The 14012-nt window shown below is 46.2% G+C and carries 15 protein-coding genes; 4 read left to right on the top strand and 11 right to left on the bottom strand.

The genetic code is table 11. The annotated features are described in order from the left end of the window. Positions 1-43 precede the first annotated feature (43 nt). The 9 genes from MKY66_RS05190 to MKY66_RS05150 all read right to left on the bottom strand — a co-directional run bounded on the left by MKY66_RS05190 (position 44) and on the right by MKY66_RS05150 (position 8483). Positions 44-1264, bottom strand: coding sequence for an HpcH/HpaI aldolase/citrate lyase family protein (locus MKY66_RS05190; RefSeq protein ID WP_256704287.1), 1221 nt, complete (start codon positions 1262-1264; stop codon positions 44-46). Between the two features lie 118 nt (positions 1265-1382). Next, a complete protein-coding gene (locus MKY66_RS05185; protein WP_076213451.1) occupies positions 1383-2639 on the bottom strand; it encodes a TerD family protein in 1257 nt (418 codons plus the stop codon). A 25-nt stretch (positions 2640-2664) separates the two neighbouring features. After that, on the bottom strand, positions 2665-3246 hold the full coding sequence (locus MKY66_RS05180; RefSeq protein ID WP_036606267.1) for a TerD family protein: 582 nt from the start codon (positions 3244-3246) through the stop codon (positions 2665-2667). A gap of 93 nt (positions 3247-3339) precedes the next feature. Beyond that, a complete protein-coding gene (locus tag MKY66_RS05175) occupies positions 3340-3915 on the bottom strand; it encodes a TerD family protein (protein WP_076213449.1) in 576 nt (191 codons plus the stop codon). Positions 3916-4004: 89 nt separating this feature from the next. After that, complete coding sequence (locus MKY66_RS05170) at positions 4005-4598, bottom strand: TerD family protein (protein ID WP_062837433.1); 594 nt, start codon at positions 4596-4598, stop codon at positions 4005-4007. Between the two features lie 34 nt (positions 4599-4632). Beyond that, positions 4633-5079, bottom strand: a complete 447-nt coding sequence (locus MKY66_RS05165; protein ID WP_036606259.1) for a tellurite resistance TerB family protein — start codon at positions 5077-5079, stop codon at positions 4633-4635. Between the two features lie 343 nt (positions 5080-5422). Continuing rightward, a complete protein-coding gene (locus MKY66_RS05160; RefSeq protein WP_076213601.1) occupies positions 5423-6316 on the bottom strand; it encodes a hypothetical protein in 894 nt (297 codons plus the stop codon). A 265-nt stretch (positions 6317-6581) separates the two neighbouring features. Continuing rightward, entirely contained in the window at positions 6582-7313 is a 732-nt protein-coding gene (locus tag MKY66_RS05155; RefSeq protein WP_017690394.1) for a nuclease-related domain-containing protein, read from the bottom strand. A 276-nt stretch (positions 7314-7589) separates the two neighbouring features. Beyond that, on the bottom strand, positions 7590-8483 hold the full coding sequence (locus MKY66_RS05150; RefSeq protein WP_076213447.1) for an NAD(P)-dependent oxidoreductase: 894 nt from the start codon (positions 8481-8483) through the stop codon (positions 7590-7592). Positions 8484-8677: 194 nt separating this feature from the next. Here MKY66_RS05150 and MKY66_RS05145 point away from each other — a divergent pair, with 194 nt between their 5' ends. The 3 genes from MKY66_RS05145 to MKY66_RS05135 are packed head-to-tail and all read left to right on the top strand — an operon-like array spanning position 8678 to position 12433. Beyond that, positions 8678-9799: an endospore germination permease gene (locus tag MKY66_RS05145; RefSeq protein ID WP_076213444.1), complete on the top strand. Its 1122-nt coding sequence runs from the start codon at positions 8678-8680 to the stop codon at positions 9797-9799. Continuing rightward, entirely contained in the window at positions 9771-11273 is a 1503-nt protein-coding gene (locus MKY66_RS05140) for a spore germination protein (RefSeq protein ID WP_256704282.1), read from the top strand. The genes MKY66_RS05145 and MKY66_RS05140 overlap by 29 nt, the downstream gene beginning before the upstream one ends. Continuing rightward, the gene (locus MKY66_RS05135) at positions 11270-12433 is read left to right on the top strand and encodes a Ger(x)C family spore germination protein (RefSeq protein WP_076213441.1); all 1164 of its coding nucleotides are present in this window, start codon (positions 11270-11272) and stop codon (positions 12431-12433) included. Before MKY66_RS05140 ends, MKY66_RS05135 begins: the two co-directional genes overlap by 4 nt. 125 nt (positions 12434-12558) lie before the next feature. Here the strand turns inward: MKY66_RS05135 and MKY66_RS05130 are convergent, their stop codons facing one another. Continuing rightward, complete coding sequence (locus tag MKY66_RS05130) at positions 12559-12921, bottom strand: hypothetical protein (protein WP_076213438.1); 363 nt, start codon at positions 12919-12921, stop codon at positions 12559-12561. Between the two features lie 142 nt (positions 12922-13063). On the opposite strand from MKY66_RS05130, the gene MKY66_RS05125 reads away from it, so the two are divergent. After that, complete coding sequence (locus MKY66_RS05125) at positions 13064-13600, top strand: hypothetical protein (protein ID WP_076213435.1); 537 nt, start codon at positions 13064-13066, stop codon at positions 13598-13600. Positions 13601-13702: 102 nt separating this feature from the next. Here the strand turns inward: MKY66_RS05125 and MKY66_RS05120 are convergent, their stop codons facing one another. Then, positions 13703-13984, bottom strand: a complete 282-nt coding sequence (locus MKY66_RS05120) for a hypothetical protein (RefSeq protein ID WP_076213432.1) — start codon at positions 13982-13984, stop codon at positions 13703-13705. Positions 13985-14012: the final 28 nt, after the last annotated feature.

Raw genomic sequence — 14012 nt, 5'->3', positions numbered from 1 at the left:
TTGCAGCGGGTTATGTGTAACCTGAACGTTTAGACTGAATTGATCAAGAATTGGGAACGTAGTTGTGTTGTTGCTCATGTTTGGGCAAGAGCCCGACAAAATGCTGCTGTTCATGTAACACCCCATATATTTGTGATCGGATTAGAATTCGATTCGCCCAGCTCAAGTGTGGTTTAATCTCATTCATTTTGTTATAGTAATTACTTTTGAACACACCCAGGCTACCGTCATTACGGGCGATGATGTCTTGGGCATCGGAATATTCTTCATGTGTAACAACGTACATCGCTTGTACGGGCTTAATATGAGAAGGATGAATGATCGTTTTGCCAACAATTCCATTTTCCTTGTCCATCATGACTTCACGCATCAATCCATCCATTGTGTTCGTAATATATTTCATTCTCAGATGCAGCCCTGATTTGCCCAGGGTTTCTTCGAATGGAGTCTGTCGTAATTGAGGTTTGAACACGCGCTCCCGCTGACTGAAATATTCCCAGACAGGACCTGAGATCACATACGGCTTGTCCATTCGTCCAAACAGATTGATAATATCTGAGATGCAGTCACGGATCGTGGCGATATCGTATATGGTCAATTCAGGACTTCGGCGTAGTCCAAACAAGCTGGAGAAATCGGTCGCACCAATGCGTACATTGAGCACATATTCAACATGTTCATCGAGGATGTTTCGAAGGCCCAATAAGGTCTCCCAACGTGTCTCCCGATATATAATTGAAGCCGTTTCCAAAATAGGCATTCCATAGAGAACGGGATAATGATCCGGTTTCCGTTGATTATACTTGCGGATCTGGTCAAAATAGGCTCTTCCATTGCCTACACAAAACTTAGGCAAAGCCACGCCTGTCAGCATAGAAACCAATTCTCCCAACGTATCAATGAGACGTTCCAACTGTTGTGGTGAACGTACACGAGCAAACAGAAGAGGCATTTGATCCTGACTCAGCATGCCTGTCTCCATATAAGTCATCAGTTGAGTTAGATGCTGTACCAGACACTGCTCGGCAAACTCTACTTGGTCGTCACCTACAGCGTCCTCCAGATCAATAATAATGGTCGTCAGACCTTCATGCTTACCATTTATAATGTCGTCCGCGATATGTGCGCGCGTCGCGGGCATATATAAAGCAGCCCCAACAGCATATGCCAGTAGATCTTTGGAAGTCCGGTGATTGAACGAGACGGGTGAAGAGAAAAATAAAGTATCTTCTTCTTCCAGACTCAAAAAGTTAAAATATTTCAGGATTGTCTCCTCCTCGCACCTTTGGCAATAGCCAATCTGCAATAGTTGATTCAAGCTGTCGGGGCATAAAAACCAATCCCTCCTAATCTGGAGGGATTGAATGAATACATACGAATGATTACTTTCTTCCCGCAACCCACTGCATTCCCCAATCATGAGCCTCGTCCAACGCCTGATGCCCATTATAGAACTGCACAATTCGTTCAATACTGAATGTCTCATTGTTCACATTGCGTAACATCGCGATGCCACACATGCCAAGCGGGCTCCCGTATTCATTCATTCGGACAATGATATCCGGGCCGTCCTTCTGCTGGATGGTTACCACACCGTCTACTTGAGACCAGTTGGCCACACCACCATAAATATAGGTAAATACCAAGATGCGCTCAATTTCCGAGATACGGGCACCATTAATCCGCAGATTCTCTCCCGTCTTAACCGATCCTGTCCTGTCATCCCCATCCAGTGCAATATAAGGGAAACGGTTCAGTGAACCAAACGTCTGTCCCAGGGCCTGAATCACATCTCGTGTACCATCCTTCATCTCGAACAGGCAGCCCAAGTCCAGATCCACACTCTTGCTGCGACCAAATAATCCTTTGCTGCCCTGTTGATTCCAGTTCAGGTTAATCAGGATTTCACCAAGTCCCCCCGCATTTTTCTTGAGGTTAATGGTGTCTCCCTTCTTCTTCAATTCAATTTTGCTGAAATTGATCGAATTCACAGGAGCAGGTGTAGGTTCTGGTGCGGGTGCCGGGGGTGATGGAGTCGGTGCAGCTGTCGGGGGAACAGTTGATGTGGTTGGTGCAGCGTCTGATCCACCATCCACATCAACACCAAAGTTAGCGCAGAGTGCATTCAAACCACCTGCAAAACCCGATCCTATCGCATTGAACTTCCATTCTCCGTTATGGCGATACAATTCACCAATGACAATCGCGGTCTCCACTGTAAACCCGCTTCCCAGATCATATCTCATCACTTCCTGACCTGTAGCTGCATTGGCAAACCGTAGAAAACCATGCTGAACCTGTCCAAAATGATGGCGTCGTGCTTCACCGTCATGAATCGTCAGGCTGAAGGCGATTTTCTCAATTCGGGCAGGGATTTTGCCAAGATCAATGGCGAATTGTTTCTTCTCGCCACCAACCTGTCCACCATCCATATACGTGATGAACGAGGTAGAGGGCTGATTATAAAAGATAAAATCCTCATCTCCAGCCACTTTATTGTCTGAACCCAGAAGGAATGCTGATGTGTCCAGTTCCACACCCGATGCTGCCTCCCAACCAATGCCTACCGTTAGACGGGACAAGCCGAGATTGGTTTTGGTCAGATCACTCTTCTGGCCTTTCACGACAGAAATCGCCATAGCAGACTCACCTTTCTATGCCAAGTTATTGTGCATCCAGTCCGTAATTTTTGCATAAAGCAGATAGTCCACCTGTGAAGCCGCTGCCTACCGCCTGGAATTTCCAGTCCGCACCTGCACGGTAAAACTCACAGAACACCACAGCTGTTTCTGTGGAATAGTCCTCTCCGAGGTCGAAACGAAGCACTTCCCGATCACTTGCAGCATCTACAACACGAACAAAAGCGTTGGAGACTTGTCCAAAATTCTGCCCTCGTCCATCTCCATCGTAGATGGTTACCGTAATACCGATCCGGTGAATGTGCGCAGGGATTTTGCTGAAGTCAACGACAACTTGCTCATCATCGCCGTCACCCTCCCCCGTACGATTATCACCGGTATGTGTGACTGAACCCGCACCGCCGCTTGGATTGTTGTAAAAAACAAAGTCATCCGTGCCTTTGGCTTTTCCATCTTCGTACAACAAAAAAGCCGAAGCGTCCAGGTCAAAATCGACTCCACCACTATATTTGTTTGTGTCCCAACCTAAACCAACTACCACACGGGTAAGGCCCGGATTCGTCTTAGTCAGGTCAATACGTTGTCCTTTGGCAAGACTGATCGTCATTTGTTTTTCCACCTTTCCAAGATATGTGATTAAACGAAAAGGAGAACCGTCCAGGAGACGGTTCTTCCCATCCTGTAAGTCGTTCTGTACGTCCTATTGCAAACCGTAATCGCGTGTCAATCCAACCAGTCCATCCTGGTAACCACTACCGATGGCACTGAACTTCCACTCGCCGCTATGACGATACAATTCACCAACAACTACACCCGTTTCAATGGAGAAATCTTCTCCCAGGTCAAAACGAATCAGTTCTTCGTTGTTTGCTTCGTTAACAATTCGCACATAAGCACGGGAGACTTGTCCGAAGTTCTGGCTACGTTCTGTAGCTTCGTAGATCGTAATAGAGAATGCAATTTTCTCTACATTTGCGGGTACGTTAGGCAGGTCGATATTGATCTGCTCATCATCACCATCGCCATCTCCTGTACGGTTGTCACCTGTGTGAACAACAGAACCATTTTCATTTTGTGGATTGTTGAAGAAGATGAAGTTTTTCTCGCCTTCTACTTTACCGTTTGCATTGGCACAGAATACCGATACATCCAGGTCAAAATCTTTTCCGCCATCATACTTATTGGTATCCCAGCCCAAACCTACTGTGATTTTTGTCAAACCTGGGTTCGTTTTAGTCAGATCGATTTTTTGACCTTTAGAAAGATTAATTGCCATCGTATGATCATCCTCGCTTATTTAAGTGTATTGTATTATCGTGACATATGAATATCAGGATTATTGTCGATTTAGGTTAAATCTTGTACTTAGGAGTACCTGCGAGCGAGTTCATTGATATGTACCGCATGGGAACCCTCTCCAATTGCCGAGAATTTCCATTCGCCTCCATGACGATACAATTCACCACAGATCAACGCTGTTGAACCTGTGTAGTTATCGGATAGATTGAACTTCACGAGCTCACTGGAATTTTTACCATCCAGAATACGAATATAAGCCTTCTCAATCATGCCAAAATCTTGCTTGCGATTGACACAATCGTAGATATTAACAACGATTAATACTTTATGAACATCAGCAGGAATACGGGACAAATCCATTTTGATCTGTTCGTCGTCACCGTCTCCCTGTCCTGTTAGATTGTCACCTGAATGGATAACCGAACGACATGCACTTTGCTTGTTGTGGAAGCAAACCAGGTTGGAGTCCTTGACCAACTTGCCTTCCTCATTCAACATGATCGCCGATGCATCACAATCGATATCCGCTTGTTTTTTTCTTCCAAAGAAACCTTTGGCAGTTACCGGGTCCCAACCGAGACCAGCAATCACCTCAGTAAGTCCTGCATTGCCTTTGGTTAAATCAATTTTCTGTCCTTTGACCAAATTAATGCTTGCCACTGATTTTCACCTCCCTTCATATGTAAATAGCTACTTAGAGATTGAATTCACTCGGATTCAGTCCAAGTACGATGCATATCTCGGCAACGACTCTTTTCTCCTGATCATCAAAGTTACCGTCAGCTGAACCAATCGCACTGCATACGCCCACAATAACGCGTCCTACATCCGGCTTGGCTTTGAATTTCCCAATGGCTTTCAGCGCTTCCTGCTTCCCGATCTCTGGAGAGAACTCAAAGTTCGCGACATAATGATTAAAGCGTGTAATCACTTCAGCCATATCAAATACTTTCAATTCCTGACTCAGATTGATATAACCGGCCATCTTGTTCTTTTCCGCTTCGTCAATGGAACCATCTGCAAAAGCAACCAGTGCACAACCTGCAACCACGGCATCCATAAAATCTTTATTTTTAAACTTTTTGACTTGCTCTTCAAGTCCTTGTTTTGTAGAATTTAACCAGCTTTTAAATGAACTCATACTCAACCTCCAATAGTTTTAACCTGGTGTTCCGTACATTCTTTTCAAGATTTTTCAGTAACTTTCATCTCTACATCATGTTGAATATAAGTTAAATTATTCCTTAACTATACTCTGAAATACGGCAATTTTCTACATTAAAAAACAATTAATACCTTATGATACGCATCGTTCTGAATATAGTTTCAAGCAAATTTCAAAAAATTGCTCGACACTTCTTTTCTACTCACATACAACAAATAGAACCCTAACCACCGATGATTCGTTCCGGCAGTCAGGATTCTATGTAATACCTCAACATATATATAATTCGTTCAACTCATTCAAATTCTATGCAATACTACTATTCCTTTCCGTAAATCTCCTCCACACGTTCTTCCTCATTCGTAGACAACAGAACATTAAGCAACCCCATGGCATTATTGGCATCGGTTCTCGTCGTCTTGTACATCTCGGAAAACGCCGCTTCATCCTGCTCCGGGTCCATCGCAGCAAGCTTGCCCCATGACGTGCGGGCTTTGTCGTATAGCGTACTCAACGTGATGTCACGCGGATGCTGTGCAACAGGTGCCATGGATTCAAATTTCGCTGCGACCCTGAAGAAATCCATCGAATCCTGGAATGATGTACTGTTATAATCCTTATTTTTCATCGCATCTTCAGTAATCAGCAGACCTTCACGGGCGATAAACAGTGTTTTCACCATGGCACGTTCCAGATTGGTAGCTTCTTCCCAAGTTATATAAGATTCATCAGGTGCTTGTACGGTTGTGAAAAATGGAAAGGCATCATCAATTAACCGCTGCGAATCCGAATGAATTGGAACCTCTGCATTCATGTCCACAACGGCATCACTATAGTTGGCCACATTAATATTTTTGGAACCTTCCTCACTAACCCGACGCACCGGATGATCATTCAGAGGGATACGGATATAACCGAGCTTATCGGCATACTGCTGCTTCAACTCTTCCAATGTGGAGTCCTTTCCAATCTTGCCGTCGTCGGCTGAAGAAGATTCTTCTGTAGTTGAACCTGTCTCCTCACTCCCATTCGAACCGGTTGCTGCGGTTTCCGTTACGGTCGCATTTGAGCTACTTGTCTCTGACGAAGCAACTTCTGTACCGGAAGCAGACTCCGGCGATGACGTCTCTTTCGCTCCGCCACCACAAGCTGTCAGAATCGCTGCCAAACCAAGCATAACTGTGAACGTCTTTATCGTATAATTCCATTTCATCGTATAATCTTCCCCTATCGTATGTACATTCCTGAGAACCATTAACCTCTGCTCCAAGACTTGAACACTCACTTACAAAAATATCCTTTCATATAACATGCTTGATTCACACAATTGGACATGGTCTACATTCTATCATAAGTTAAAAATCGGTTGTATACGACGATATACCTGTGTCTAAAGCCTTTTACTAGGAGCGCATTAACTACCACCGCAACACAAAAACACTGCCGCCCGTATGGACAACAGCGTTCATGAAACGTAATTATTTGATACCTTTAGCCTTCTCCATATGCTCTGACCGAATCTGAGGATCCGTGGAATTGACCGATGATAACAGAGCGTAGATCGCCTGGATATCCTTCTCTTGAAATACCGTTTCGGGAACCTCTGTCTCAAGTCGTTCCGTCTTGCGCTGAATCGTCTCCACCAATTCATGATCGTAGATGATCAGTTCATCCGAATTTACATATCTCACAGCAGGATCAACACTGATGCGGCATCGGTTGGTGAAGGTCACCATAGAGACGAGACGTACTCTTTTGTAGTCTCCAAGGTGTGCATGGATGGCTTCCACATGTGCACGATGCTGCATAAGTGGATTGTACATTTTGACCCGGCTGCTGCTGACCGACCAATTGGCCTCTCTTCTTCCACCGCGAATCTCACCTGTCGTCAGATTTCTGGTTTCGATCACAAAGATTGCCCGAGGGCCGATCACGACATGATCAATCTGCGAATAACCGGAGCGTGACTTCGGATTGGTAACGAGCAGGTCGTTCAGCACTTTATATTGACTTGGAAGACCTATCAGCTGATCTGCTGTGCTAGGCTCCTCCGGCTGGCGTGTCCAATCCCCTTCCGCTTTTTTCTTGCGCTTACTTCGGACCATACGCGGGGGAATGGTTGTCGTCGATGGTAATGCTGAAGCGGAGGCTGTAATCTGGTTCGCAAGCTCTGGCTGTGTCTTGAACAGAGACAGGATTTTCTTGAACATGGGCAAGCTCCGTTCTATTGTAGTGTGGGTTACGGGTGACCATTACAGGAGGAATAACATCCTTTGACACATTCATTATGTAAACTTCTATTACTTATGTCGGATAAAGCGGGGTAAAAATAAAGGGAAGGTGACCAAAATCTCTCCATTATGCAAAGTACATATGAACATTTAACCAATTTTGTGACTTTAGACGCATAAACAGGCCGAAAATTGAAAAAAACAGCGCAACCTTTTCTGAATCGAAAAAGAATTACGCTGCTGTTCTCTTGGATGTTAAGCCTGAAGATAATAAGTGTAGAGCACCTGTGTACCTTTCTCATCCAGACCATTATTCGCTATTTCGTGGTACAGGGATTCGGCCAGAGCCAGCCCAGGCGTTTTCATGCCCATCGCTTTTGCAGACTCCAGTGCAATGCCCATGTCTTTGATAAAATGTTTCACATAGAATCCAGGCTCATAATCGCCTGCGATCATGCGCGGACCGAGATTGCTGAGCGACCAGCTTCCGGCTGCACCGGTAGCAATGCTCTTCAGCACGGTCTCCGCGTCCAGACCAGACGTCTTGGCATAGGCGAGTGCTTCGCATACACCCATCATGCCAGAGGCAATGGCAATCTGGTTGCACATTTTGGTATGCTGCCCTGCTCCCGCCTTGCCTTGCAGCACAATGTTGGTGCCCATCTGCTCAAACAGCGGACGCACGGCTTCAAATGCCTCCGAACTACCACCAACCATAATGGACAGCTTCGCGTTCTGCGCTCCGATATCACCGCCCGACACAGGGGCGTCCAGTGCATGCAGTCCTTTGGCTTCCGCAGCTTCAAAGATTCGTGCAGCCAGTAACGGACTTGAGGTTGTCATATCAATCAGATATGACCCCGTTTTGGCATTAGCTACGAGTCCATCCTCACCGAGATAAATCTCCTCCACATCCTTCGGATACCCCACCATCGTGATGATGACATCACACGCGGCAGCCAGTTTGCCTGGTGTGTCATGCCATACGGCACCCTCTTTCATCAACGCTTCCGCTTTGGCAGCGGTTCGCGTGTACACATGCAGCGGATACCCTGCTCTCTGGATGTGCCCAGCCATGCTTTTACCCATCACGCCTGTACCAATAAAGCCAACTTTTGTCTCTTCAGGTGCCTTCGTTGTATTTGTCATCGTAGGTTCCTCCCTATTTCTCTATGCTTCGCTCAGTGTTTGTCTTCGACATTGCTATATCTGTATGTTAAAGCTTTCTGTCTAGCTCGTCTATCTCGTTTGCAGCTTTCTGTGAAAAAATCTGAAAAAGGAATCAACTTCCTATATGCTGTACAACCTAACGGAAACTTCCTTCATTGGAAAGGAGGATTCGCATGAGTCGTGAAAAAGGTCAAATAACCATTTGGTTGTCCTTTTCCATCATTTTATTAAGTGCCGGACTGGTCTGCCATGTCTTGTCCATCCCAGCAATTCTCGAAGCTGGCGGCAGAGACGGATGGTTGTCTGTCGTGGCGGCAGGACCTTTTTTCATGTTGTTTCTATGTATGATGTACATCATTATTCGGCGTGTACGTGGACAGCGATTAACAGATTGGATTACGCGAGAATTCGGGGCGGTCCCTTCCTGGATCTTCCGGATCTCCGCTTCCATTCTGCTGTTCACGCTTGGCACGCATACGCTGTATGAGACAACCAACTGGACCGTATCCACGTATCTCCAATTCACACCTCCCTATGTTCTGGCAGGTGGCGGAGCACTGGTTGCTGCGTGGGCAGCGGCTAAAGGCATACGCTCCATTGCGATGACTTCTAGTCTGCTGCTGCCCTTTGTCATTTTGCTTGGTTATTTTGTAATGTCCGCCAATATGAAATATAAAGACTACAGTCTATTGTTCCCGATTATGGAGAACGGCATGGGTCCCGTGTGGCGGGGCATGATCTACTCTCTTGCCGGACTTATGGAGATCTGGATTCTTATGTTGTTCCAACATGAAGTCAAAGGCAAGATTCGTTGGTGGCATGTTCTGATCCTTGGCATTTTCATGCTCAGTATGGCTATCGGACCAACCATCGGAGCCATTGTGGAATTCGGACCTGAAGAAGCAGCCAAACAACGAAACAGTCCCTATGAGCAATGGAAACTTGTGAATATCGGCAAGCTGCTGCAACACGTTGATTTTTTGTCCATCTATCAGTGGCTCAGTGGTTCCTTCGCAAGGGTCGCTATATCCATGTATCTCATCGTGGATCTGCTGAATTTCCGCAGGCCGAAGAAACGATATATCGCGATTCTCACCATCACCGTCCTCATGAGCTTCATGGCGATGCAATGGTGGCGCATTGATTACGTCGACTATTATGTGGAACATATTCAGTTCCCGGTCATGCTCGCTTATGTATCCATCGTTACCGTAATATTGACCATTGCCGCATTAATCCATAAAAAGGACAAGGAGGCTCCCAAACGTGCCGATCTCAACCCAGCCCAAGAATAATCCTGACGTTGAACCGTTCCGAATGAACGAGCATAACCTGAACACCTTTTTTGCCGGATCTGACGATGTCATCATCAATAGTCACATGATCGGAGAACCTCCGATGCAACTCCTTATGACCTATTGCAGCGGTATGGTAGATAGTGAAGCGATCTACGATATTATTCTCCCGGAACTCAGACGAACATATGAAAATACACACTTTATCCGTACATCCGACATTGAAAAGTGCATCAGCCTGGATTGGACCCGAATGGATCTGCAAGACCCGGCATATGGCACTGAACTAATGTCTCTCCGTGTTTTTGAAGGTCATATGTTAGTCTGTATACCATCCCTTCAAGCCATGTGGAGTATTGATATATCTAACCTCCCTACTCGGACACCGGAGGAATCGACCACCGAAGTTTCGATCCGCGGGGCAAGAGATGGGTTCATTGAACCCCTTGCCGTCAATGTTGCCTTGATACGCACCCGTCTGCGTACGAACCAACTGGCCTGCAATATCGAACTGATCGGTACACGTTCTGCAACCAAGGTGGCATTGATGTATATCAAGAATATCGCCAATCCGGAGCTGATCGAAGACGTCCAGGATCGGTTGCGTAAGATTGAGATCGAACGAATCTTAACCGCCAATGAACTAGAAGAATTGCTGTCGCCTTCGAAGATTACTTTGTTTCCCGTCACCCATTATACGGGCAGGCCTGACTTTGCTGCAGAATGTCTCCTGAACGGACGTTTTATCCTCATTGTCGACGGCAATCCCAGCGCCATTATTGGGCCAGTTAATCTGTTTCTTTTGCTCAAATCACCGGAGGATGCAAGCTTTCCCTTCTTGGCTGTGAACGTAGGACGGATGCTGCGCTTTCTTGGCCTGATGATCACCGTGTTCCTGCCCGGATTCTATATTGCGCTGACATCCTTTCATATGGATCAGATCCCCTTTCCTCTAGTCGCGACGATCTCGGTTGGACGCATGGGACTTCCGATGGAATCGGGAATGGAGATGTTTCTCATTATGCTGCTGATGGAGCTGTTCCGTGAGGCAGGGGTACGTTTGCCAAGTGCCATCGGCCAGACATTAACTGTCGTTGGAGGTCTGATTATCGGAGATTCCGCCATTCGAGCCGGCATGGTCTCTCCCCTCATGATTGTCATCATCGCAGTTACCGTCGTAGCTGGAGCAACCATTGTGAATCAGGTCATGACCAGTTCTGTGCTGATCCTCCGGTTCCTTTGTTTTGTCTTGGGAGCTTCCCTCGGTATCTATGGGTTCATCCTGTCGTTGATTCTGTTCCTCATCTACCTGACCGATCTCAAATCATTTGGCATTCCATATCTCACGCCGTTAACACCACTTCATTTCAAACAAGCGATAGCTTCATTATTCAAACTGCCAAAGGGGTTAGGTAAACGAAGACCCGTCTATCTCGAGACCCAGGAGCCCCGCAAGAAAGGGAACGAACGATGAAGCGTTTGTTGCGGCGATATATGCTAGGTCTGTTAAGCCTATCGATGTGTGTGATGACAAGCGGATGCTGGAGTGCCTTTGAGATTCAACAGGTAGACTACGCCAAAGCATTTGGGATTGATTACAAAGACGGCATGTATCACCTGTATGTACAAACGCTGGATTTTGCCAGTGTCGCCAAAAGTGAAAGTTCAACCAAAAGTGCAGATACACCGCCTGTATGGGTCGGACATGCCGAAGGGAAAACCATGAGTCTGGCGTTGAACGAACTGTTCCGTACGGCTCAATTACACATGGCTTGGGGGCATGTGACAGCCATCGTTATGGCCGAAGGTGTGCTAACCAGCAAACACATCAAAGAAGTGTTCGACATGCTGGGACGGTTTCCAGAATCCCGTTATACAACCTGGGTGTATGGAACACGAGAGCCTCTGGAGAAAATCCTAAGTGCAACGTCCATCTATAATATGTCGCCACTGGACAGCATTCTTCACAATCCACTCCCCACGTACATGGAAGAATCGTTGTACCCGCCTGTGCTTAGCTTTAAGCTCATTGCAACACATAACGATCCGGCTACAACGACGTATCTGCCGAGTATTGCATTGAACGATACCCAGTGGGCTGAGAATGAGAAGAAACATGATTTGTTTCTGGTGGAAGGGGCCTTTTTCGAAAAGACTGGTTATGACTTTGAATACTTTCCACGCAGTCAGCTTCCCGGTTATCATTGGTTAATCAAAGACATGCGGCGTGCTCCCTTGCTTGTGCAGAAGGATGGAACGATCTATGGGGCACTCAGTGTAGGATTGCCAAAGATCAAAATTAAACCTGTCATTCAGGGTGAAGACGTTACGTTCAACATTGACGCCCAATACCTAACTGCCCTGTACGAATACCTGGTGCCCACCTCGTATGAAGAGATGATCCAGATTAGTGAAGTGAAGTTACGCGAGCAGATCATGCAGACCTATCGTCACGGCCTTGAGCGTGGTGTGGATATTTACGGTCTTCAGGAGAAGCTGTATCGCAAGAATCCGAAACTCTGGCGTAAGTTATCAAACAATGGCAGCAAGATGATGCTTACCGAAGACTCGATTCAGGATCTGAAAATCCATCTCACCATCCCGTATACAGGGAAATATAAACGGAAAGTATAGCAAGAACGCGAAACATCCCTTGTCCGTCTGGAGCCGGATAAGGGATATTTATGTAGATGGATGTCGTTCGCTTGCAAATCGGATCATGCGGATCTATGACTGCGAAGTTTCCATTCCATTAACTTTCACTTCTTATAATAATGCATTACCCGCAACCGGGTAGTCAGGATTAAGGTCTGAGGAATGAGCACAAAGACAATATACATAAGTACAATTAACCATAGATGTGCGGCAAAATGTTCTGCACCGAACGATGGTTTCGGACGCTCAATCCAATACCACCAACAAGGGATGGCAATAAACCATGTCAATCCCGTCGAGAGGAACATGTCTTTTACATCGCTCCACAGAAAGCAGAACACCGCGACGAACAAAATAGGACCTGTCCAAGAATCCAATATCGGTCCCCAGCTCTGGAAGATAAAGATAATGGCAGGATACAGAAGATTAATGGTCCAACGCCATATGTTATTAGTATAAAGATTCATAAAACTTCTCACCCCATACATACCGTTACGATCGTAACTTTAATTATTTGGGTCATTTTCTCCATTCTTATCACTAGAAGAAGCATGATTTTGGATATTATAGCTCATACTACCTTCAGGAAATTATCGAAGGAGTGACAGCATGAGGTTAAAAAGTATCATCGCCGTTGGAGCCGTGTTAACTTGCTCAACTCTGTTATGGGGCTGTGGCAATGGCACTGCGAATAATGCTTCCCAGCAACAGAATGACACTGTTCGATCGGAGAGTTGGAGCGATCCCAAACGACTGGAAGCTTCCCATCTTGAGGCGCTTGAGCGTATGGAGAAAGATCATATCCACCGGATGGTCTCGCTTAGCGCAAGTACAGATGGAGACAAAGTGATGACCACACTTGAACGGTCGAGCCAAAAGTTGGAGGAAATGCGACCGCTCGCTGAGATGCTCCAGCATGAAGGGCATCCAGCACTATTACAGCGAATTCAGGACATGTCCGGTGACATCCAAGGTTCCAAATCCGTCATTGCCGAGATGAAAAATCTGCCTCAGGACGGTAAAATTAAGATCCAGTCTGAGAACTCCGATTCCTTGCATCACATCAGCAGCTTCCGCGATTACCACCAGTACATCCAGGGACAAGTGCAATCTTTAGACGGTAAGTCTAAGCAAATGTCCCACTAACCCTAAAGATAGTTCAGAGAATCGTTACAGTCGGAATACGATAATCCGATGGTTAACGATTCTTTTTTATTAACTTCATATTGTTATCCCTCTACTACAGCTTCATTCCACCCACAACGACACCCAGATGAACACGCTAAATAACAAGACCGGCGTAAGTGCACCTGTGGCTAGGATGATCCAAAGTGTCGCGGGTTTGATCCTTTGGCAGTATGTATCAACCTTGCGCATCCGATCTTTGCGCCACTTGGCGAACCTGAGCTGTCTGACCATCCGACTCAGAACTATTTGCCGCTGCTCGCCCTCTTCGAATTCATCGATCGCACGCCGCAACTCCTCGTATAATTGAGCCTCTTCCTGACCAGCCACTGTAGGTGTAATCATCTGACCCTTCCTCCCATGAGAATATTAT

The sequence above is a fragment of the Paenibacillus sp. FSL R5-0766 genome (assembly GCF_037971845.1).
In the GTDB taxonomy this organism is placed as follows: Bacteria; Bacillota; Bacilli; order Paenibacillales; family Paenibacillaceae; genus Paenibacillus.
Note: the sequence above shows the minus strand (reverse complement) of the source record. Positions and strands in the feature narration are given on the sequence as shown.